This is a genomic window from Pseudomonas sp. FSL R10-2189 (assembly GCF_009600325.1).
GTDB classification, from domain to species: Bacteria; Pseudomonadota; Gammaproteobacteria; order Pseudomonadales; family Pseudomonadaceae; genus Aquipseudomonas; species Aquipseudomonas helleri.
Genome location: NZ_WIVZ01000047.1, coordinates 14892 through 36747 on the forward strand (window position 1 = coordinate 14892; position 21856 = coordinate 36747).

Annotated in this window: 21 protein-coding genes; 11 read left to right on the forward strand and 10 right to left on the reverse strand. The window is 57.0% G+C overall.

Annotation, left to right across the window (positions count from 1 at the left end; all coding sequences use genetic code 11):
• Window positions 1-12 precede the first annotated feature (12 nt).
• Window positions 13-1041 carry a YhcG family protein gene (locus tag GHO32_RS23530; RefSeq protein ID WP_256665445.1) on the reverse strand — a complete coding sequence of 343 codons (1029 nt, stop codon included), beginning with the start codon at window positions 1039-1041 and terminating at the stop codon, window positions 13-15.
• Window positions 1042-1271: 230 nt separating this feature from the next.
• Here GHO32_RS23530 and GHO32_RS23535 point away from each other — a divergent pair, with 230 nt between their 5' ends.
• The gene (locus tag GHO32_RS23535) at window positions 1272-2165 is read left to right on the forward strand and encodes a neutral zinc metallopeptidase (protein ID WP_048367481.1); all 894 of its coding nucleotides are present in this window, start codon (window positions 1272-1274) and stop codon (window positions 2163-2165) included.
• Complete coding sequence (locus GHO32_RS23540) at window positions 2166-3149, forward strand: alpha/beta fold hydrolase (protein ID WP_153336348.1); 984 nt, start codon at window positions 2166-2168, stop codon at window positions 3147-3149.
• Window positions 3150-3240: 91 nt separating this feature from the next.
• Here GHO32_RS23540 and GHO32_RS23545 read toward each other — a convergent pair whose 3' ends face one another.
• From GHO32_RS23545 to GHO32_RS23555, 3 genes are all read right to left on the reverse strand, one after another.
• Entirely contained in the window at window positions 3241-3831 is a 591-nt protein-coding gene (locus GHO32_RS23545) for an HAD family hydrolase (protein WP_153336349.1), read from the reverse strand.
• Window positions 3828-4697: an acyl-CoA thioesterase II gene (tesB, locus tag GHO32_RS23550; protein ID WP_153336350.1), complete on the reverse strand. Its 870-nt coding sequence runs from the start codon at window positions 4695-4697 to the stop codon at window positions 3828-3830. The genes GHO32_RS23545 and tesB overlap by 4 nt, the downstream gene beginning before the upstream one ends.
• Window positions 4698-4781: 84 nt before the next feature.
• A complete protein-coding gene (locus GHO32_RS23555) occupies window positions 4782-5351 on the reverse strand; it encodes a GNAT family N-acetyltransferase (RefSeq protein ID WP_153336351.1) in 570 nt (189 codons plus the stop codon).
• A gap of 90 nt (window positions 5352-5441) precedes the next feature.
• Between GHO32_RS23555 and GHO32_RS23560 the strand changes: the two genes are divergently transcribed.
• On the forward strand, window positions 5442-6362 hold the full coding sequence (locus tag GHO32_RS23560) for a histone deacetylase (protein ID WP_153336352.1): 921 nt from the start codon (window positions 5442-5444) through the stop codon (window positions 6360-6362).
• Window positions 6363-6616: 254 nt separating this feature from the next.
• Entirely contained in the window at window positions 6617-7858 is a 1242-nt protein-coding gene (locus tag GHO32_RS23565) for a TIGR03862 family flavoprotein (RefSeq protein WP_153336353.1), read from the forward strand.
• 107 nt (window positions 7859-7965) lie between these two features.
• On the opposite strand, the gene GHO32_RS23570 is transcribed toward GHO32_RS23565, so the two are convergent.
• From GHO32_RS23570 to GHO32_RS23590, 5 genes are all read right to left on the reverse strand, one after another.
• Window positions 7966-9303 (reverse strand): DEAD/DEAH box helicase, encoded by a 1338-nt coding sequence (locus GHO32_RS23570; protein WP_153336354.1) that lies wholly within the window; start codon window positions 9301-9303, stop codon window positions 7966-7968.
• Between the two features lie 67 nt (window positions 9304-9370).
• Window positions 9371-10261 (reverse strand): drug/metabolite exporter YedA, encoded by an 891-nt coding sequence (yedA, locus tag GHO32_RS23575; RefSeq protein ID WP_153337980.1) that lies wholly within the window; start codon window positions 10259-10261, stop codon window positions 9371-9373.
• A gap of 274 nt (window positions 10262-10535) precedes the next feature.
• Complete coding sequence (locus GHO32_RS23580) at window positions 10536-11147, reverse strand: PolC-type DNA polymerase III (RefSeq protein ID WP_153337007.1); 612 nt, start codon at window positions 11145-11147, stop codon at window positions 10536-10538.
• Between the two features lie 28 nt (window positions 11148-11175).
• The gene (locus GHO32_RS23585) at window positions 11176-11652 is read right to left on the reverse strand and encodes an NYN domain-containing protein (protein ID WP_123752055.1); all 477 of its coding nucleotides are present in this window, start codon (window positions 11650-11652) and stop codon (window positions 11176-11178) included.
• Window positions 11653-11780: 128 nt separating this feature from the next.
• A complete protein-coding gene (locus GHO32_RS23590; RefSeq protein WP_153337981.1) occupies window positions 11781-12491 on the reverse strand; it encodes a DUF2076 domain-containing protein in 711 nt (236 codons plus the stop codon).
• A gap of 175 nt (window positions 12492-12666) precedes the next feature.
• Here GHO32_RS23590 and GHO32_RS23595 point away from each other — a divergent pair, with 175 nt between their 5' ends.
• Together GHO32_RS23595 and GHO32_RS23600 are read left to right on the forward strand one after the other, a co-directional pair.
• Window positions 12667-13326 (forward strand): YciC family protein, encoded by a 660-nt coding sequence (locus GHO32_RS23595; protein WP_123752053.1) that lies wholly within the window; start codon window positions 12667-12669, stop codon window positions 13324-13326.
• A gap of 90 nt (window positions 13327-13416) precedes the next feature.
• Window positions 13417-14499, forward strand: a complete 1083-nt coding sequence (locus tag GHO32_RS23600) for an endonuclease/exonuclease/phosphatase family protein (protein WP_153336844.1) — start codon at window positions 13417-13419, stop codon at window positions 14497-14499.
• A 66-nt stretch (window positions 14500-14565) separates the two neighbouring features.
• On the opposite strand, the gene GHO32_RS23605 is transcribed toward GHO32_RS23600, so the two are convergent.
• Window positions 14566-15888 carry an MFS transporter gene (locus GHO32_RS23605; RefSeq protein WP_048367504.1) on the reverse strand — a complete coding sequence of 441 codons (1323 nt, stop codon included), beginning with the start codon at window positions 15886-15888 and terminating at the stop codon, window positions 14566-14568.
• Between the two features lie 443 nt (window positions 15889-16331).
• On the opposite strand from GHO32_RS23605, the gene GHO32_RS23610 reads away from it, so the two are divergent.
• The 5 genes from GHO32_RS23610 (at window position 16332) to GHO32_RS23630 (ending at window position 21804) form a co-directional block, all read left to right on the forward strand.
• Window positions 16332-17219 (forward strand): LysR substrate-binding domain-containing protein, encoded by an 888-nt coding sequence (locus GHO32_RS23610; protein ID WP_048367506.1) that lies wholly within the window; start codon window positions 16332-16334, stop codon window positions 17217-17219.
• A 195-nt stretch (window positions 17220-17414) separates the two neighbouring features.
• Entirely contained in the window at window positions 17415-18398 is a 984-nt protein-coding gene (locus tag GHO32_RS23615; RefSeq protein ID WP_153336845.1) for a DUF1852 domain-containing protein, read from the forward strand.
• Between the two features lie 27 nt (window positions 18399-18425).
• Entirely contained in the window at window positions 18426-19454 is a 1029-nt protein-coding gene (locus tag GHO32_RS23620; protein ID WP_048390584.1) for a methionine synthase, read from the forward strand.
• 90 nt (window positions 19455-19544) lie between these two features.
• Window positions 19545-20054: a flavin reductase family protein gene (locus GHO32_RS23625; protein ID WP_153336846.1), complete on the forward strand. Its 510-nt coding sequence runs from the start codon at window positions 19545-19547 to the stop codon at window positions 20052-20054.
• A gap of 400 nt (window positions 20055-20454) precedes the next feature.
• On the forward strand, window positions 20455-21804 hold the full coding sequence (locus GHO32_RS23630) for a hypothetical protein (protein ID WP_153443032.1): 1350 nt from the start codon (window positions 20455-20457) through the stop codon (window positions 21802-21804).
• The last annotated feature ends 52 nt before the right edge of the window (window positions 21805-21856 follow it).

Here is a 21856-nt window from a genome sequence, read left to right on the forward strand (position 1 = left end):
GGCTGGACGCGGTTACGCATCGTCGACGGGAACGTTTTGCAGATAAAACTCGTGGAGCTTGGCTTGCAACAACTTCTTGTCCGGCAAACGCGTCTGATAATCGGCGATCAATGCCGGGGACAATGAGCGGTTCAGCGCGTATTCAACCACTTCGTCCTCTTTACTGGCACACAATAAAACCCCAATGGCCGGATTCTCGTGCGGCCTGCGATGATCCCGGTCCAGGGCTTCAAGGTAGAAATTGAGTTTGCCGAGGTGCTCGGGTTCGAAGCGCCCGACCTTTAATTCAATCGCGACCAGACAATTCAAACCTCGGTGAAACAGCACCAGATCTACCACAAAGTCACGAGCGCCAACCTGCAATGGGTACTGCGAATCAACAAAACAGAAGTCATGCCCCAACTCGGTCAGAAACGCTTTTAAATGGCCAAGTAAACCCTGATGCAAGCCTGACTCACTGTGCCCCTTAGGCAATTGGAGAAACTCCAGAAAATAAGCGTCTTTAAAGACGCTTGTAACGTCCTCTATACGCTCTTTTAATGCAGGCGAAAGCTTTGCAGGCTGAATGATCGTTCTCTCAAATAATGCGCTTTGCAGTTGGCGCCCCAGCTCACGACTCGACCACTTTTGAGCGATTGCCGTACGTATGTAGAACGCTCGCTGCTGTGCCATTGAGCATTGGCTTAGCAGCATTAAATGATGCGTCCAGGGCATTTGTGTCAGCAGCGCTGACACTAAGTGTTCCTCTGCCTTGTACGCTTCATAGAATTGACGCATACGAAATAAATTTCGACGGGTAAAGCCTCTAAGCCCAGGCTGAGTGTGGGCAATATGGGCCGCCAGTTGCTCGACAACAGAATCGCCCCATTCAGCGTGTTCAAGTTTTTGACTGATAAAAGCACCGACTTGCCAATAAAGCTCAATCAGATGCGCATTCACAGCCATGGCGGCGCTCTGCTGAGCACTTTTGATCATTTTCACCACGTGCGCAAAGCCATTCGTCTCGGCCGGCCCTGGAACATCGTGATTATTCTTTTGCATGGGAACCTCGGGCATGACGAAAAATGTCACGCCCACCCTACGTTCCGCCCTCCCTTTAGTCAGTCAGCCCAAACCTACAAGCAGTCGACTCGGCATGTAGTACAACTCTGTGAAGTCATCCGACCAACGTCCATACTTATCCACCGCTCAACAAACGTCTGACAGCCGGGCTGGCGCTGTGCCTACCGAGCAGCAACACTCAATAAACAGATTTATCAGAGGAATCCTCCATGCAATGGAAAAAAGGCCGCCGTAGCGACAACGTTGAAGACGTGCGCGATCAACGTACCGGTGGCGGTGGAGGAATGCGCATCGGCGGCGGTAAAGGCTTGAGCCTGATGGCGGTGGTGGTGATTGTCGGGATTGGTCTGCTCACCGGTCAGGACCCTTTGCAGATTCTCGGCCAGCTCAGTGGCCAACTGACGGAGCAGTCGTCACCTCAGGTGACGCAACAAGCAGGCCATGCACCGCCTGCCAATGATCAGCAAGCTGACTTTGTACGGGCGATTCTGGGCGACACCGAAGACACCTGGCGCCAGGTGTTTCAGCAGTCAGGCCGCACGTATAAAGACCCGACGCTGGTGCTTTTTCGCGGCCAGGTCAGTTCGGCCTGCGGCTTTGCCACGGCGGCCAGCGGGCCGTTTTATTGCCCGGCTGACCAGAAGGTTTACCTGGACATGAGTTTCTTCCAGGAGATGGCCCAACGCTTCAAGGCCGCCGGGGATTTTGCCCAGGCGTATGTGATCGCCCATGAAGTGGGGCATCACGTGCAAACGCTGTTGGGGGTTTCGTCAAAAATGCAGATGGCCCGCCAGCAAGGCAAACGCATGGAGGGTGACGGCGGTTTATTGGTGCGTCAGGAACTGCAAGCTGACTGCCTGGCCGGGGTGTGGGCCAACCTTGCGCAAAAACGTCACGACTGGCTGGAACCGGGCGACATTGAGTCCGCTCTAAATGCCGCCACCGCCATTGGTGATGACCGTTTACAACAGCAGTCACAAGGGCGCGTAATGCCCGACTCATTCACCCATGGCACTTCTGCGCAACGCGTGAGGTGGTTCAAGACCGGTTTTGCCAACGGTGATATTAATCAATGCGACACCTTTTCGGCAGCGAGGCTTTAAATGGCAAAACGGTTGATGGCAGTCGTCGGTCTGGTGCTCGCGTGCTCTTCGGCAATAGCCGCAGAACACGGGGTCAAAGTGTTAAGCCCCGATCAGATGAAGATCGGCGCGAGCGAGCTGAATATCGGGCTCAGTCAAAACTGGAATCAACCGTTGCCCGCTGTGCAGCGGGCGCTGATTGTGATCCATGGTCGCTTGCGCAATGCGCAAACCTATCTGGAGAGTGGCGAAAAAGCCGCGACGCAAGCCGGACAGTTATCCACAACCCTGGTGATTGCGCCGCAGTTCCTCAACGAGAGCGATGGCACCCGTCACACGTTGCCCAACGATGTGCTGCGCTGGCACGCCAATGACTGGATGGCCGGTGAGCCCGCGATCAGTCCGACACCTTTGAGTTCGTACGCGGCCATAGACCAGATTTTGCAACGCCTGGGCGACCGCAAGTTGTTCCCCCATTTGCGCGAAGTGGTCATCGCCGGGCATTCGGGCGGAGCACAAGTGGCTCAGCGCTATGCCCTGACCACCCAGGCGGACAAAGCCCTGGAGGCCGAAGGCATCAAGGTGCGTTACGTGATTGCCAACCCGTCGTCCTACGCCTATTTCGACAAGCAGCGCCCGGTGCCCACCTTTGATCCAGCCAATTGCACCGGCTTCAATACCTGGAAATACGGGCTGAAAGACTTGCCCGCCTACGTGGCCGGGCAAAAGCACCACACGCTTGAGCAAAACTATGTGAGCCGCGACATTACCTATTTGCTCGGTGCCAAAGACACCGACCCCAACCATCCGGCGCTGGATAAAAGCTGCGAAGCCGAAGCCCAGGGTGCGTATCGCTTGATACGTGGGCACAACTACTTTGACTACCTGACCCAGCGCCATCCGCAGGGGCTCAACCAACGCTTGGTTGAAGTGCCGGGGGTTGGCCACAACGGCGATGAGATGTTCACCTCGCCAGAAGGGCAAAAGGCGCTGTTCGCGAGGTAAGTTTGCCCTGCTCTTTGTAGGAGCGAGCTTGCCTCGCGATCTTTTGATCGTTTAAAAGATCGCGAGGCAAGCTCGCTCCTACAGACGGGGGTCAATTCAGCAGTTGGTGGAGTTCGGCGCAGTCTTTGGCGTGCCAGTCAGTCAGTTCGGGCCACGGGTTGTCCGGGACGTTGACCAGTACCGTTTTGCTCCCCGCCGCACGGCCGCATGCCAGGTCAAAGCGGTAGTCGCCCACCATCACCATGTCCGACGGCGCAACAGCCCAGGCTTGCGCCAACTGCAGCAGACCATCCGGGTCGGGTTTGTGCGCGGCGTTCTCGCGCCCCAATACGTCCTGCGGCGCAAAGCACTGATCCAGACCAATCGCCTTGAGGGTGATGTGCGCCAGCTCTTGAGCGTTACGCGTCAGCACGCCCAGGCGGAAACCACGGGCGGCCAGGTCGCGCACCAGCTCGATCGCGCCCGGCGCAGGCGTGGAAGCCAATGCCAGTTCGCGCTCATGCTCCAGCAACCAGGCATGCTTGGCGGCCGCTTCGTCAGCGGGCAAGCCGTTGAGGTGGGTCAGGATGTCGTCTTCGGGCGGGATGTTCAGCGCCTGACGAATCGCCGCAAAGTCATGCACGGCGAGGGTCAAGGTGCCGTCCATGTCGAACACCCAATGCTTGATGTCCTTGAGTGTCATGCCCAGTCCTTGCGGTGGCGGATCAGGCCTTCCTGCGTCACCGAGGCGACCAGCTTGCCCGCGCGGTTGTAGACACTGCCGCGCGAGAACCCGCGCGAGTTACCGGCCCACGGGCTGTCCATGGCGTAGAGTAACCAGTCATCCATGCGCAGCTCACCGTGGAACCACAACGCGTGGTCGAGGCTGGCCACTTGCATGTCGCGTTGCCACACGCCTTTGCCATGGGGCAGCAGCGAGGTGGTCAGCAAGCCGAAGTCCGAGGCGTAGGCCAGCAGGTATTTGTGCAGGGCCAGGTTGTCGGGCAAGGTGCCATCGGCGCGAAACCACACGTATTTGATCGGGTCGCTGACCTGGGGGTTGAACGGGTCTTCACCGACCACCGGGCGGAACTCGATGGGCTTGGCACACAGCAGCTTTTCACGCATTGATTCAGGGATCAGGTGCGCGCGCTGGCGAATCATCTCAAGCTCGGATGGCAGGTTTTCCGGCCCCACCACCTCGGGCATCGGGTTTTGATGTTCAAAGCCGTTCTCATCGTATTGAAACGACGCGCTGCTGGTGAAAATCGGTTGACCCTTCTGGATCGCCGTCACCCGGCGGGTGCTGAAACTGCCGCCATCACGCACCCGGTCAACCTGGTAAACCACCGGCAAGCTGGCATCGCCGGGGCGCAAAAAATAACCGTGCAATGAATGCACGTGCCGAGCGTCTTCTACGGTCTGGCTCATGGCCGACAACGATTGCCCCAGCACCTGACCGCCGAACAGCTGGCGAAAGCCCAAGTCCTGGCTGCTACCGCGAAAGAGGTTCTCTTCAATCGGTTCCAGGGTCAACAAGTTGACCAGATCATCCAATACTTGGCTCATTCAGACTCTCCTCACACAGAGCAATACCGTCGTAATCTTCGCTACGTCGGCCAACAAAAAATTACGGTTCAGGCCTCAGCCCGTTTAACCGTGCAACGTTTCCAGCCACTGTGCCCGTGAAATGCGATACAGCACATGCGGCCTTAGTGGATGACCTTCAACCAGCCTGGGATGTTCAAAGTCGCTATCCAGGTCACGCTGCATGCCGATGGCCTGCATGACCTTTTGCGATGGCAGGTTGGGTTCGCTGGTGAACGACACCACCTGGTCCAGCGCCAGCCGATCAAAGGCGCAGCGCAACACCGCCCAGGCCGCCTCACTGGCGTAGCCCAACCCCCAATGTTCAGGCGCCAGTCGCCAGCCTATTTCAACGGCCGGGGTGAATGCAGCGGCAAAACTGACATTTAACAGCCCGGTGCAGCCAATAAAGGCGCCGGTGTCTTTTCGCTCCAGTGCCCACATACCGTAGCCGTATTCGGCAAAGTGACCGCGAAAACGGCCAATCAGGGCTGCGCTTTCGAGGCGGCTCAGGGGCGCCGGGAAGTACCGCATCACCTGCGGGTCAGCGCACAGGGCAGCGAACTCTGGCAAGTCAGTGTCACGCCAGGGGCGCAGGCGCAAACGCGGACTTTCCAGCTCTTTGATCTGCTCCATCAGGCCTCTCCAGTGGTTACCGGGCTTTGCACATGCCCAGCAGTGTACAGCGCTGTTAATATCCAGCGCTCGTTCCGACGTGAAATCCTTATGCCCGTACCGCTGATCTACCACGAAGACTACAGCCCGGAGTTTCCCGCGGAGCATCGCTTCCCGATGGACAAGTTCCGCCTGCTGCACGATCACCTGATCGACACCGGGCTGACCCGCGATGCCGACTTGCTGCGCCCCGAGCTGTGCCCTGTGGATATCCTCGCGCTGGCCCACGACCGCGCCTATATCGAGCGCTACATGGCCGGCGAACTGGCCCGCGAAGATCAACGCCGCCTGGGCTTGCCCTGGAGCGAAGCCCTGGCGCGGCGGACCATTCGCGCCGTGGGCGGCTCACTGCTGGCCGCCGAACAGGCCCTTGAACACGGGCTGGCCTGCCACTTGGCCGGAGGCACCCACCACGCCCACTACGATCACCCTGCGGGCTTTTGCATCTTCAATGACCTGGCGGTGATCAGCCATTACTTGCTGGAAAGCGGCCGGGTCAACCGCGTACTGATTTTCGACTGTGACGTGCATCAGGGCGATGGGACGGCGCGAATTCTTGAACATACGCCCGATGCCATTACCGTTTCCCTGCACTGTGAAAAGAATTTTCCGGCTCGCAAGGCGCAAAGCGACTGGGACATAGGCCTACCGATGGGCATGGGCGACACCGAGTATTTGCAGGTGGTCGACGAGGCGCTCAATTACCTGTTGCCGCTGTATCAGCCGGACCTGGTGCTGTACGACGCAGGCGTGGATGTGCATAAAGACGATGCCCTGGGCTATTTGAAGCTGACCGATGAAGGCGTGGCGGCACGGGATGAAAGCGTGATGCGCCATTGCCTGGGCCGGGATATCCCGGTGGTGGGCGTGATTGGCGGCGGTTACAGCAAAGACCGCAAGGCGCTGGCACGGCGCCACGGGATCTTGCACCACAGCGCGCAGAAGGTCTGGCTGTCATCAGGCGGTCATTAAGCTGTGGGTCTTTTACCCACAATGCCTGTGGAACTGCCTGTGGATAACCTGAGTGAAAGCCTTTGCAGGCCACGGTGCGTATGGCCTGCAGAAAGCTGTACGTTTTTCGTACAGCCCTTGCCTGTGTAGGAGCGAGCTTGCCTCGCGATCTTTAAAAAGATCAAAAGATCGCGAGGCAAGCTCGCTCCTACACAGGGTAGTGGGTGTTCCTCAGGTAGAATGCCCGGCTTATTTCGCCGATTTGCAGCCTTGCCATGACTGAACCCACATCCTCCCCTTCCCCGCACGTCGCCATTATTGGCGGTGGCCCCGCCGGTTTGATGGCTGCCGAAGTGTTGAGCCAGGCGGGCGTGCAGGTGGATCTGTTTGACGGCATGCCGTCGGTAGGCCGCAAGTTTTTGCTCGCGGGTGTCGGCGGCATGAACATCACCCACTCCGAACCTTACCCGGCGTTTTTATCGCGTTATGCCGAGCGGGCGCCGCACATGGCGCCGTTGCTGCGGGCGTTTGATGCCGATGCCCTGTGCCAGTGGATCCACGACCTGGGCATCGAAACCTTTGTCGGCAGTTCGGGCCGGGTGTTCCCCACCGACATGAAAGCCGCGCCGTTGCTGCGCGCCTGGCTCAAGCGCCTGCGCGAATCCGGCGTAGTTATCCACACCCGCCACCGCTGGCTGGGCTGGCAAGCCGACGGCCAGTTGCGCATCGACAGCCCCGAGGGCGAAAAACAGCTCAAGCCGGATGCCGTGGTATTGGCCTTGGGCGGCGGCAGTTGGGCACGGCTGGGCTCTGATGGCGCGTGGATGCCGCTGCTGGCAGAGCGCGGCGTCGAGCTGGCGGCCTTGCAGCCGAGCAATTGCGGGTTTGATGTGGCGGGCTGGAGCGAGATGCTGCGCAGCAAGTTCGCCGGGGCGCCCTTGAAGAACATCGCCATTGCCCTGGAGCACAGCGCACCACGCTTGGGTGAATGCGTGATCACCGCCAGCGGCATCGAAGGCAGTTTGATTTATGCCTGGTCTGCGCCGATTCGTGAGGCCATCAACCAGCATGGCGCTGCGACGGTTCTGATCGATCTGTTGCCCAACAAGCCTGTGGATAAAATCGCCGCGGCCTTGGCCAAGCCACGCGGCTCACGCTCGATGAGCAAGCATTTGCACAGCCAGTTGGGTCTGGACGGGGTGAAAGCAGCACTGTTGCGCGAGCTGGCCCCGGCCGATGACTTCAACCACCCGGCGCAGTTGGCCAAAGCGATTAAGGCTCTGCCCCTGACGCTGATCAAGGCACGCCCGCTGGACGAGGCCATCAGCAGCGCCGGCGGGGTGCGCTTTGAGGCGCTGGATCACAACCTGATGCTCAACGCAGTACCGGGTGTGTTCTGCGCGGGCGAGATGCTGGACTGGGAAGCCCCCACCGGCGGCTACTTGCTCACCGGCTGCTTTGCCAGCGGGCGCGCCGCAGGGTTGGGGGTTTTAAGCTGGTTGCAAGCACAACGCTGAACACCTGGGTGGGAGCGGGCTTGCTCGCGATGGCATCGACGCGCTAATCAGATTGACCGAGGCGCCTGAATCGCGAGCAAGCCCGCTCCCACATATTGAAGGGCGGGTTATGGCTTGCGCTTGCGCGGGCCGGTGTTGAACACCGGAACTTTGCGCACAGGCTTGACCGAAGGCTCGGCTGGGGCCACATCGCCGCTGTCCACCCATTTGCCCAGGTTGCGCTTGCCGCCACCGCCTGCTGCTTTAGGCTTTTTCGGTTTCTTCGGCTTTTTGACCACCTGGCCCGTCGCATCGGTTTGCGGCACACGGTGCTCTGGCTCGAAGTCAGGCTCTTCGTGGCGGGTCAATGTCTGACGGGTCAGCACCTCAATCGCCGACAGCATGTTCACTTCGTCCGCACAGACCAGCGAGATCGCCTCGCCTTTCTGGCCCGCTCGGCCGGTGCGGCCAATACGGTGAATGTAGTCTTCGGCCACGATCGGCAAGTCGAAGTTGACCACCAGCGGCAGGTCGTCGATGTCCAGACCGCGCGCGGCGACGTCGGTGGCGACCAAAATCTGCACTTCGCTGGCCTTGAAGCGATCCAGCGCCCGTTGACGGGTGGCCTGCGGCTTGTCGCCATGGATGCCGTCCGCGTTGATCCCCAGGCCTTGCAGCTTGCCCACCAACTCATCTACACCGTTACGGGTCTTGGCGAACACCAGCACTTGCTTCCAGCGCTGGGTGCGCAGCAAGTGCAGAAACAGCTCTGACTTGCGCTTTTTATCCACCGGGATCACCCACTGCTTGACGCTGCTGGCCGCCACGTTGCGCGGGCTGACTTCGATGCTCAGCGGGTTGTCGAGCATTTGCCCGGCCAACAGGCGGATCGCGTCCGAGAACGTTGCCGAGAACAGCAGGGTCTGGCGCTTTTTCGGCAAGGCACGGTAAATGTCGCGCAGCTCTTCGGAAAAACCGAGGTCGAGCATGCGGTCGGCTTCGTCCAGAATCAGGGTTTGCAACTGGTTGAACTTGATCGCGTTCTGGCGATACAGGTCGAGCAAGCGGCCCGGAGTCGCCACCAGCACGTCAACGCCTTTGCGCAGCTTCATCATTTGCGGGTTGATGCTGACTCCGCCGTACACCGCATAGGTGCTCAACGGCAGGTGCTCGGCGTACTGGCGAATGTTCTCGTGAACCTGTTCGGCCAGTTCGCGGGTCGGTACCAGCACCAGCGCGCGGATCGAGTTGCTGGTGACCTTTGGCCCTTCCATGGTCAGCAATTGCAGCAATGGCAAGGCAAAGCCGCCTGTTTTGCCGGTGCCCGTCTGGGCCGCGGCCATCAGGTCACGGCCTGCCAGCACGGCGGGAATCGCTTGGGCCTGAACCGGAGTGGGGGTCTTGTAGCCGAGCGCCTCAAGGGCGCGCAGCAAGGGCTCGATCAGGCCAAGGGTGGCGAATGTCATGGGAATACCGTCGAAAAAGGTCTGCGCAGGGGTGCATAAAGTGCAATGGCGCGCAGTTTACCCTAATTCAGACGGTTTTCTGCTTGCGCCACTGCGGCAACCCGATCAACACCACGGCGCTGATGATCACCGCCATCGCCAGGCACTCTTCGACGCCAATGCTCTCGCCCGCAAACACGATGCCCAGCATCACCGCCACGGCCGGGTTGACGTAGGCATAGCTGGTGGCGGCGGCCGGGCGCACGTTTTTCAGCAGGTACATGTAGGCGCTGAAGGCGATGATCGAGCCGAAGAACACCAGATACAGCAACGCGCCCCAGCCTGCGGCGGTGGGCAGATGGGTCATGCGCTCGCCGCTGAGCAGGCTGCCGGCCAGCAGCACCACACCTGCGGTGATCATTTCGGCGGCGCTGGCCATGGCGCCTGCGGGCAGCGGCAAATGGCGGCTCCACACCGAGCCGAACGCCCAGGCGGCTGCCGCAAAGAGGATCATCGCCGCGCCCAGCGGGCTGGCTTGCAGGTTGGAGCCGAGGTTAAGCATGCCGATGCCGATCAGCCCCAGCGCGATACCGGCCCATTCCAGGCGAGTGTTGCGTGCGCCCCAAAAGTAGCCGAACAGCAACGTAAACAGCGGCACCGTCGCCACGGCTAGGGCCGCAACACCAGAGGCCACGCCCGAGTGCTCAGCCAGGGTCACGCCACCATTGCCGCAGGCCAGCAACAGAAAACCGATCATGGCTGCCGAACGCCACTGCACAAAGGTCGGTGTCGGCGCCCCGCGCCAGCGCATGTAGCCATACATCAAACAGCCCGCCACCAGAAAGCGCACCCCGGCCATCATCAACGGCGGCCAGGACTCAATCCCGATGCGAATCACCAGATAGGTCGAACCCCAAATGACGTACAACGCAAAAAAAGCACCGATCAGTTGTAACGGGAAACGACGTGCGGCAGGCATGGGGGCAGCTCGGAAGGCAAAGGCAGGGGACTTGGGATTCTAGACAAAGGGCTGCGAAATAATAAGTAACAGAACGCACCAAAAGTGACCCGTACACTTTGACCTGTGCTGTTGAGGATCAAAAGCCCTCACCCTAACCCTCTCCCGGAGGGAGAGGGGACTGATTGGGGGATGTTGTTGATTATCTGCGGTCTGCAAGCAATAGCGCTGAATCCGAAAACTATTCGGTAAAGCTCCTTCTCCCTCCGGGAGAGGGTTGGGGTGAGGGCTGCTTTTAAACCCCGCGATAACGCTTCAGGTGTTCGTTGATCTTCGCTGCCGGGACTTTCTGCAATTTACACAGCAGGTCGTGATCCAGCGCTTTCAGCCCGTGCTGCTGGCGCAATTGCTCGGTCAGGTAGGCCGTCAGGTTGGCGGCCATTTCCGCATCGGCCATGGCCCGGTGAGCCTGCCCGGTGTGGGGCAAGTCGGCAAAGGCGGTCAGGGTGCCCAGCTTGTGGTTGGGTGCGGCGGGCATCAGCCGCCGGGCCAGCAACAGCGAGCAGGCAAAGTTCTGCAAACGGGTGCGCTTGATGCGGCCCATTTCAAAGTCCCAGAACTTTTGGTCAAACGCCGCGTTGTGTGCCACCAGCGGGGTAATCCCCACGAACTCGTTGACCTCGTTCATCACCCTATCGGCAGGCGGCGCGGTGCGCAGCATGGCGTTGCTGATGCCGGTCAGTTGCTCGATAAACCCCGGCACCCGCACGCCGGTGTTCATCAGGCTTTGGTAACGCTCGACGATGCGCCCCTGTTCAAGTATCACCACGGCAATTTCAGTGGCCCGGCACGAACTGCTCGGCGAAAGCCCGGTGGTTTCAAAGTCGATGACCGCAATGCGTTCCAAACCTGATCAATCCTGTCAAAAGTGAGCGTTATTTAAGCAGCAAGTTGCCTTCAATCGGCACGTAGCGAGTGGCCGCGCGGATCAATGAGTTGGCGGTCAGGCCGGGCACGCCATAGGCCACGGTAGTGACCCCGTGCTTGTTGGCAATGCGCTCAAGTAACAGATCAAAGTCGCCGTCACCCGAGGCCAGCACCACTTCATCGACATTGGCAGCCGAGTCCATGATGTCGATGGTAATGCCCACGTCCCAGTCGCCCTTGGCCGAGCCATCGCTGCGCTGAATATAAGGTTTGAGTTTTACCGTGAAGCCCAGGTTGCGCAGGATTTGCTGGAACTGCTGCTGTTTGCTGTCGCCCCGGTCAATAGCGTAGGCGTACGCCTCGACAATTTCACCGTGCTGGCTGATATCAGCCCACAGCGCCGCGTAGTTGAAATGGCAGCCATAGGCCTGGCGAACCGTGTAATAGAGGTTCTGCACATCCGCGAAGACCGCAATTTTTTTCACCGGCAAACCTCTTGAGGCCCAGGCAAGCGGGCAGGTAGGTAAAACACAAGGCCGCAGTATGCCAGCCTGCCGAGGGTTTGCGCGGATAAACCGCCCAGCGAGCCATGGGTCGCCGGGCGTTGGGGGGATCAGACGAAGGAATCGTCGTCTGAATAGAAGCTGTCGTCGTCGTTGAAACCGCCGCTATCAAAGCCGGACCGATCGTTGTTGGCGAACTGCTGGTTGTCGTTGCCCCAGCCATTGCCGCCCGCCGATGTCGGCTCTTCGATGATTTCTTCAATCACTTGCGGCTGCTGATGATGGCTGAACAAGCTGCTGATGCCTTGGGCGAGCATCACACCACCGGCCACACCGGCGGCGGTTTTCAAGGCTCCACCGAGAAACCCGCTGCCCGCCGCGGGCGCTGCAGCCGCCGGTGGCGGTGCGTAGGCCGGCGCTGATGCAGGCGGTGCTGAAGACGGGCCGTCGCGCCAGCCCCCAGAGCTTGGCGGGGTACTGAATGACTGGCTCGGTGCGGGTGCCGGAGCTGGCTCACGGCTGCCGCCACCAAACAGGCTGGACAGAAAACTGCCGCCCGTAGCGGCCGGCGCAGGTGCAGCCGCCGCAGCGCGGGCCTGCTGCAATTCGGCTTGCAGTTGTTTGTTCTGTTGGTCGAGCTGCTTGATCGCCGCCTCTTGCACCAGAATCGCCTGGGTCATGAAATACGTCGCCAACGGCTGGCGTGCAATGTGCTCGTTGATCAGCGACTGTGCTTGCGCGTCTCGCGGGGCCGCCTCTCGTTCAGCCTGTTGCAACCGGGTAAATAGCCCGTCAATCAGGGTTTGCTCTTCGCTGTTCATGACGACCTCGTTGGATTGTCGAAAAATCTGCTAATCGCCTACTACAGTAGGCACTCAAAAGTTATGGGGACGTTACGAGAAGTTTCAATGAACCTTTACCCAGCTTTACATTTGCTAACCGTCGCGTGTCATCGGTTAAAGTGGCGGACTGTTTCCAGACTGCTGAAACCTGACAATGAATCCGCTTACCGTTCTTCGTGACTCTCTGTACTTCATCCAGCGCAACCTCGGCCAAGTCATCACCCTGTGCTTGCCCTTGGTGATTCTTGAAGCCGTGCTGCAATACGTTGTGGACGACGCGGTAGGCCCGAATGCGTCACAGGGCTACGCGCTCATCGTCGGCCTGCTGGTCTACCCGTTGTACACCGGGGCGCTGATTGTGTTCCTCGATGCCCGCAGCCGGGGCGAAAGCCCGAGCAACCGCGACGTGCTGGCCCGGGCGCTCAGCCTGTGGCCCAAGTTCGCCCTGCTCGCTGCCATCAGCACATTGCTGATTGTGCTGGGGCTGTCGATGTTCTTTATTCCTGGCATCTACCTCACCGTGGTTCTGGCGTTTTCCGAGTACAACCTGGTGCTACGTGGCCAGCCACCGCTGACGGCCATCAAGTCGAGCCTGATCATGAGCCGCGGCCATTTCTGGCGGATCTTCGTCTGCATTCTGGCGGTCATGGGGCCTTTGCTCCTGCTCAAGCAACTGAGCTTTTCGCTGGTACCTGAAGACACCAACGCGGTGGTGACGGTGGCGCTGGAAAGCTTCAACAGCTTTTTGCAGTTGTTCCTCTCGGTGGTTCTGTTCCGGCTCTTTATGTTGATAAGCGAAAAGTCCGACGCATAACCAAGAAAAATTCCTATACCCAGAGCCTTGGGGGGCCACGCTGCCGTCAGGTATGCTCGGCACCTCCTTCGCCCCTCATAAGCAGAGCCCATGCCACGTATACTGCGCCCCACTGTATTAGGTTTAGTGCTGACCTCAGCGGTTGTGGCTGGCCTGATTTACAGCGTTACGTGGCGCCCGGACGCTAAAGAGGTGCTGGCGGTCAGTTGCCCCGTCGCCGCTCCCACGCTGGTGGCCGGGCAGGCGATCAAGATCATGACCTGGAACGTTCAGTACCTGGCCGGCAAGCGCTATGTGTTCTGGTACAACCTGATCGACGGCAGCGGCCCGGATGACCGCCCGACCCGTGAAGACATGGCCTTCAGCCTGGATGAAGTGGCGCGGGTGATTCGCGATGAGCAGCCCGACCTGATCCTGCTGCAAGACCTCGACGAAGAAGCCAAGGCCAGCGACTATCAAAACCAGCTCGCCCTGTTGCAGGAACGTCTGGTCGACCTCTACCCGTGCAGCACCCAGGCCTTTACCTGGAAAGCCGACTTTGTTCCCGACCGGCATATTTTCGGCAGCGTCGGGCGCAAGATCGTCACCCTCAGCCGTTACCAGATCGAACACGCCGAGCGCCTGCAATTGCCGGTGGCCGAAAGCAACCTGATCAGCCGTCAATTCCAGCCCAAGCCCGCCATGCTGGTCAGCTACCTGCCGCTCAATGACGGAGGGCAACTGGTGGCCATCAACACCCAGCTCGATGCAGCGACCCTCAACAACAGCAACCTCAAGCACCAGATGCAAGCGGCGGCAGCGCTGGTCGACAAATATGAAAGCCAGGGCACGCCGTGGGTGATTGGCGGCAACTTCAACCTACTGCCCATCGGCCAGTTTTTGCGCCTGCCCGCTGAACAGCGCCTGGGCTACTCATCTGACAGCGAGCTGCATCTATTGTGGGAAAAGTACCCGATGCTCCCCAGCAACCCGGAAGCCACAGGCATCGACCGCGAGCAATGGCTGACCTTCTTCCCCAACAACCCCAGCGTCGGCGAGCCTGACCGCACCCTCGACTACCTGTTCTACAGCCCCAAACTGCAACGCGTTGAAGGCTATGTGCGTCAGGAAGATACCCAGGCCGTGTCAGATCACTTGCCGGTAGTCGGGCGGTTCTTGCTGCCGGCTGATTGAGCAGGCACCACGAAAAAGGGGGGCGACCGTTACCGGTCGCCCCCCTTTTTTATTGCTCGCAAATGATCAGTTGCGGGCTGCCAGTGCGCCATTCACTGGCTGGTCTTTCTTCGCTTTGCCACTGTCGGAAATGAAGATCACGGTGATCAGGATGCCAAACAGTGCAAGCCCGGCCAGCAGGTACAGACCGCTTTCGTAAGTGCCTGTCATTTCCTTGAGCGCGCCAATGATGCCAGGGCCAAAGAAACCACCCAGGTTGCCGACCGAGTTGATCAGGGCAATACCTGCCGCGGCACTGCTGCCACTCAGGTACAGCGCCGGCAGCGGCCAGAAAGGCCCTTTGGCGCCCATGATGCCAACCGTTGCTACACACATCGCGATGATGGCCATGTTACTGCCGGTCAGCCAACCCGCCGTGCCCAGGCCACCCGCGATAAACAACAGGGAAATGATGACGAAGGCGGTGCGCTTCTGGAAACGGTCCGACAGGAAGCCGATGGTCACCATGCCGATGCAGCCGACGACGTAAGGGATAGCGGTGATCCAGCCGATGTCCATACCGCTAAAGCCTTGCTGCTTGATGATCTGTGGCAAGAACATCGACAGGCCAATGTTGGCAGCCGTCGCGCAGAAGTAAATCATGCACAGGGCAAGAATCGACGGGTTGCAGAACACTTTCCACAGGGACGACTTTTCGTCCAGCGCGACAGGGTGCGCCTTGGCATCTTTATCCAGTTCGGACATCAACCACTGACGCTCTTCATCGCTCAGCCAGGACGCCTGCTTTGGCGAATCCGGCAGGTATTTGAGGACCACGCCGAACAGCAGCACGCCCGGGATCCCTTCAATCAGGAAGAGCCACTGCCAGCCTTTGAGGCCTAGCGCGCCATCCAGTTGCAACAGCGCCGTCGAGACCGGAGCACCAATGGCCAACGAGATCGGGATGGAGAGCATGAAAATCGAGATGATGCGTGCGCGGTAACGCACCGGGAACCAGTAGGTGAGGTACAGAATGACCGCAGGGAAGAAGCCCGCTTCAGCCACACCCAGCAGGAAGCGCATGATCAGGAAGCTTTTTGGGCCCTGAACCAATGCCATGCAGGTGGCGATCAGCCCCCAAGTGAAGAGGATGCGGGCAATCCAGCGGCGCGCACCGACTTTCGCCATGAGCAGGTTGCTGGGTACTTCGAACAGGCAGTAACCGATGAAGAACAAACCCGCGCCCCAGCCATAAACGGCAGCGCTCAGGCCAATGTCAGCGTTCATCGTCAGGGCGGCAAAGCCCACGTTGACCCGATCCAGATAGGAAATGATGTACAGGCAGATCAGTAGCGGCAAGAGCCTCAGAAAGATCTTGCGTGTCACCTGCTTTTCAATGGCAGTGCTCATAGTTAAGAACTCTTATTTTTTTAGGCTTAATGGATATCGCGGTAAACCACTGTCTAACTAATCTGGCAAAACACCTCATCTGAATGAATCGTTCATGCGCCGGTTAGCTAGCAAACCGACGAGGCCTTTGACGCCATGCGCGATTGCAGTAAGGCGCGAAGATTGCCACAGCAAGGCCCACATCCAAACCGAGAAAAAATGCCTCTATACATGCAGAAAACACATGAATGAGATGAGCGGTAATTTTGCCTACAGGTGCACGAGCGCCCCTTTAAAGCCTCTAAAACGGCGGTTTCAGACCATAAAACCATGATTTAAAGGGCCGAGCATTTGACCGTGCGGCTGTTCGCGCTGTGCTGATCAAGCAAATGTCGTATGCTGGCCCTTTGATTTAAAGCGCTGCTTTCCCACCCCGACCATCGATTTATTCACGCAGAGTCAGCATGAATCCTCGGACACTTAACCCCTCAATCTCTTCCTTGCTGGCTTTCGAAGCGTCTGCCCGACATGGCAGTTTCACGCGCGCGGCCGAAGAACTAAGCCTGTCGCAAAGTGCAGTTAGCCGACAAGTTCAGTCATTGGAAGAACTGCTGGGGGTTTTGCTCTTCGACAGAATTGGCAGGCACATTACGCTGACGGAAGTGGGTCGCATTTATTCCGTGGAAGTTGCCGGAGCGCTGGCTCGAATTCGCGATGCAACCATGCAAGCCCTTGCCTACCGAAGTGGCGGCGGGTCTTTGCATTTGGGCGTATTGCCGACGTTCGGCACCAAGTGGTTGTTGCCGCGCATGAGTGATTTTTATGCCAAACACCCCGAAATCCTTGTGCATATCCACTCGCGTGCGAGCACCGTCGACTTCACCACCACCGGGCTGGATGCCGCCATTTGTGTCGGTGAAGGGGTCTGGCACCATGTGGTCTCGCACAAGCTTTTCGATGAGGAACTGGTCCCGCTGGTGGGCAGCAGCAATGCCGAGGCTGAGCGCTACACCTGTGCTGAAGACCTGCGCTCTGCACAGTTGCTGCAGGTCGCCCCGCGCCCGCACCTTTGGCTTGAGTGGTTCAAAATGCAGAACTGCCAACCTGGTCGGTTGAGGCTGGGCCCGCAATTTGAACTCACCACCCACCTGATCCAGGCGGTGTCGTCGGGCATCGGGGTCGGGCTGTTGCCGCGTTTTCTGGTCAAGGACGAGCTGGCCAACAACACCCTGCGCATCCCGTTCGACTCCATTTCACCGACCGGTACGGCCTACTACCTGCTCATCCCGCCGCACAAGGCCAATCACCGGCCCATCGCGGTGTTCAAGGACTGGCTGATGGGCCAGTTGTAACCCGGCAAACCCTGCTGCCGCGGGCTCGGCAGCGCATCATGAGCATCACTAACGATTTGCTGAAATCAATTCATTATCTATCGCTGAACTTCTCGTCCAGAATGCCCCTTAATTAGAAACATCATCAAGATTATCAAGAGATAAACCAGAAAGCCCTGTTCTGGTTTATCTCTTCTATTAAGGCGTCAGATCATAATGAGCAGAGAATTCACATTTTCTATCAAGAGCATTCGCTTTGATGAAAACTATCAGCCTTCAAACACGACGCGCATTACGACCAACTTTGCTAACTTGGCCCGAGGCGAACATCGCCAAGAGAACTTGCGCAACACCTTGAAAATGATCAACAACCACTTCAATACGCTGGCGCATTGGGACAACCCCAAAGGTGACCGTTATGCGGTGGAACTTGAAATCATTTCGGTCGCCATGAGCCTTGATGCAGAGCACAGTGACAATGCCCTGCCACTGATTGAAATATTGAAAACCCATATTATCGATCAGCACACACACGAGCGCATTGAAGGCATTGTGGGCAATAACTTTTCTTCTTATGTACGCGATTATGACTTTAGCGTGCTGTTGCTGGACCACAATAAAGGCCAATCAACGTTCAGCACACCGGCCAACTTTGGTGAGTTGCACGGCCAACTGTTCAAGTCCTTTGTTAATTCAAACACTTACAAAGAACACTTCAATAAACCGCCGGTGATCTGCCTGAGCGTGTCGAGCAGCCGGACCTACCTGCGCACGGAAAACCAGCACCCGGTGCTGGGCGTTGAATACCAGCAGGATGAATACTCCCTGACCGATGATTACTTCCAAAAAATGGGCTTGAAGGTGCGCTATTTCATGCCGCCGAACAGCGTGGCACCGCTGGCCTTTTACTTTGCCGGTGACTTGCTGGGTGATTACACCAACCTTGAACTGATCAGCACCATCAGCACGATGGATTCCTTCCAGAAAATCTATCGCCCTGAGATTTACAACGCCAACTCTGCCGCCGGCAAAGCCTATCAGCCGAGTTTGAAACACCAGGATTACTCACTGACGCGAATTGTTTACGACCGAGAAGAACGCAGCCGGTTGGCGATTGAACAAGGCACCTTTGTTGAAGAGCACTTTATCAAGCCGCACCACGCCATTCTTGAGCAGTGGTCCGCCCATTACGCTCTTTAACGACTTATTAAGACAAGGCTATTCACGATGAAAAAATTGCTCCCTACTTCAACGGCCGGCAGCTTGCCGAAACCGTCCTGGCTGGCACAACCCGAAACACTGTGGTCACCCTGGAAGTTGCAAGGTGAAGAACTGGTTGAAGGCAAACAAGATGCCTTGTTACTGGCCCTGCAAGAACAACAACACGCCGGTATTGATATCGTCAGTGATGGAGAACAAACACGCCAACACTTTGTCACCACGTTTATTGAACACCTCAGCGGCGTTGATTTTGAGAAGCGCGAAACTGTCAGGATTCGTGACCGTTACGACGCCAGCGTCCCCACCGTAGTAGGGGCTGTTGCGCGGCAAAAGCCGGTGTTTGTGGAAGACGCCAAGTTCTTGCGTCAACAGACCACGCAACCCATTAAATGGGCGCTGCCAGGTCCTATGACCATGATCGATACGCTGTACGACAACCACTATAAAAGCCGCGAAAAACTCGCCTGGGAATTCGCCAAAATCCTTAACCAGGAAGCCCTGGAACTGGAAGCGGCGGGCGTCGATATTATTCAGTTTGATGAACCCGCTTTTAACGTGTTCTTTGACGAAGTGAATGACTGGGGCGTGGCGACCCTGGAACGAGCCATTGAAGGCCTCAAGTGTGAAACGGCTGTGCATATCTGCTACGGCTATGGCATCAAGGCCAACACTGACTGGAAAAAAACCTTGGGTTCAGAGTGGCGCCAATATGAAGAGGCGTTCCCCAAGCTGCAACAATCCAGCATCGACATCATTTCGCTGGAATGCCACAACTCCCATGTCCCCATGGACTTGCTGGAACTGATTCGCGGCAAAAAAGTGATGGTCGGCGCCATTGATGTGGCCTCGCACACCATCGAAACACCCGAGGAAGTGGCCAATACCCTGCGCAAGGCGCTGCAGTTTGTAGACGCCGACAAACTGTACCCGTGCACCAACTGCGGCATGGCCCCGCTGCCACGTCACGTTGCACGCGGCAAGTTGCAAGCGTTGACGGCTGGCGCCGAGATCATCCGCAGAGAACTGTCGAAGTAAGCACTGCCTGCGGGCTTTAAACACGAGTAACGCCTGAAGTTAGCCCATTTAAGCGGGCGACTTCAGGCTTATCCCTATTCAGGACCCACCATGGCACTTCCTCGTTCGGCGATCGAACCCTTGAGCTTTCGCGAAGCCCTCGGGCACTACGCATCCGGTATCACGGTGATTACCTCACACGTGGATGACGAGCCGATTGGCTTCACCTGCCAGTCGTTCTATAGCGTGTCGATGAGTCCACCGCTGGTGTCTTTCAGCGTTATGGCCAGTTCAGCCAGCTACCCGAGAATTCGTCAGGCGGGTCGGTTCGCGGTCAATATCCTGTCGGGCGAGCAGGTGGAGATTTCCAACCAGTTCGCGCGCAAAGGCACCGACAAATGGCACGGCGTCGACTGGCAACCATCGCCGCTGGGCAACCCGGTCATCGCGGGCAGCCTGCATTGGCTTGATTGCGAAATTCACGCCGAGCACGCCGCCGGTGATCACCTGATCGTGATCGGCGAAGTCAAAGCGTTAAACCTGCAAGAAGCGGCGGCGACGCAGCCACTGCTGTATTTCAAAGGCCAGTACTGCAACCTCGCCACCCTTGGCGCCGCGTGAAGGTTTAGGGCCTCAACTCTTTCTTGGCTTGGCCCGGGCCGTCGCTTCGGCCACCAACGGGTCATCGGGCCAGTAATTATCAATACCACATACCTGATTCCATCATTGACACGTGCACCTCCTCGCTCTCTGGAGCCATGAGCTCATAGCCTTGGAAACAGGTTGACTGTCAAGAATCCACTGAAAGATTGACAAATCCCTCCATAAAAATCACTAGGATTGACAGCCCGTGGGCGGTCATATATTCCATAAAGAGGTCGCTAAGATTGACAGAATCCGAGTGGCAATCGGAATCCCTGGACATTCATGAATTGTCGATGATGGAAGAAAGCAGACGCCTAAGAGTATACAAAACAACCAAAACACTCAGGACAACTGTACAACAGAATGGAATTAGAAAATGAAAGAGTTTGGTGAAGAGTCTTTTTTAAATAATTACGAACTTGAAGAACCTTATTTAATAGAGGCAGATCAAAGCTCCGGGCAACCCAATCTAATTAGCGCTGACAAAGGGGGTGAACCTTATCTGATTAAATTTTGGCCCCGAAGCCCAGACACTAATGATGAAGACCTAGAAGATATATGGCTACACGAGCTTAGGCAGTTGCATCGACTTAAAGGATACCCTGGTACCGGGGACTACATCTCATCATTAATTGAGTCAGGTAGAGATGCGCACGGCTTTTATTTAGTGTTAGACACAAACGGACGACTGCCTTTAACATACATACTTAAAAAAACGGCCACCTTATCACTCCGTCCGCACTGGCTAAAACGATTAAAATCATCAAACATCAGGATGCAATTCTGGGAAAACATTATACGCATAGTTAAAGCTATCGAACTATTGCACGCTCAAGGATTATTGCATCGACACCTAGATGCGAATTCGATTCTTACGAAAGCATCTGGCTATGAGGACTCTGTAGATTTTCAACTGACCGGATTTGAATGGTCCATTCGAGTTCCCACACTGAAAACTGCTCGCACCGAAATTACAAACTACGCAGGCAATGAAACATTTTATTCATTCGCAACGGACTGGGCGGATCTGGGGTTCCTTATCGCCGACCTGCTTGAAATAAAAGCAGACATAGTTGACGACTTATCGCAACCAATAAGCAACTTAGTGACAAATACGGGACTAATGTTAAGCGAAATAAATCTGATTCGTGCACTTACCGGCAAAACCTTTATTCAAGCAAATATACCCCAAAGCGCCCTTAACGGCCGATTAATTGAAGCTACAGCAAAAAGTATAATAGATTCTTTAAATAGCATTACAACCCGAAGGCACGCTATATATGACCTAGCCATAAGCCTAAACTCTGAATCAAAAAGCACTAAAGCCCCATTTCCAGTTTTTGTAGCGGTGCAAAAAAAATACAAAGAAAAGCACGGGGTAACACTTACAAGTAATGACTCGGAAGAAGTGTTAAAATTCATACGGCAGGACCTATCCGACAACCCCACCCTTCTACTAACACTCGCGCCCAACAAAACTGAAAAGCGCATTTTGATTAAAGGAAAGGAACTAATTTATCAGATAGATCCTTTTTTGGCTGACAAAAGGACTTCAGAATTTACTTGGGATATCGGAGAGTGCCAGAGAGCGTATCTTGAACCCGCTCACTGGATGTACAAAGAAAACTGCTCCTCCACAATAAAATCAGAGCAAATAAAAACATACACCATTCCAGAAGCAAGACAGTTATACCGCAATAGCGGCTCTTCGCATTTAAGGGTGTAGAAAAAATCTGACCGGCTGGAAAAGGAGTCGAGGATCTTAGAAAATGTAAGCT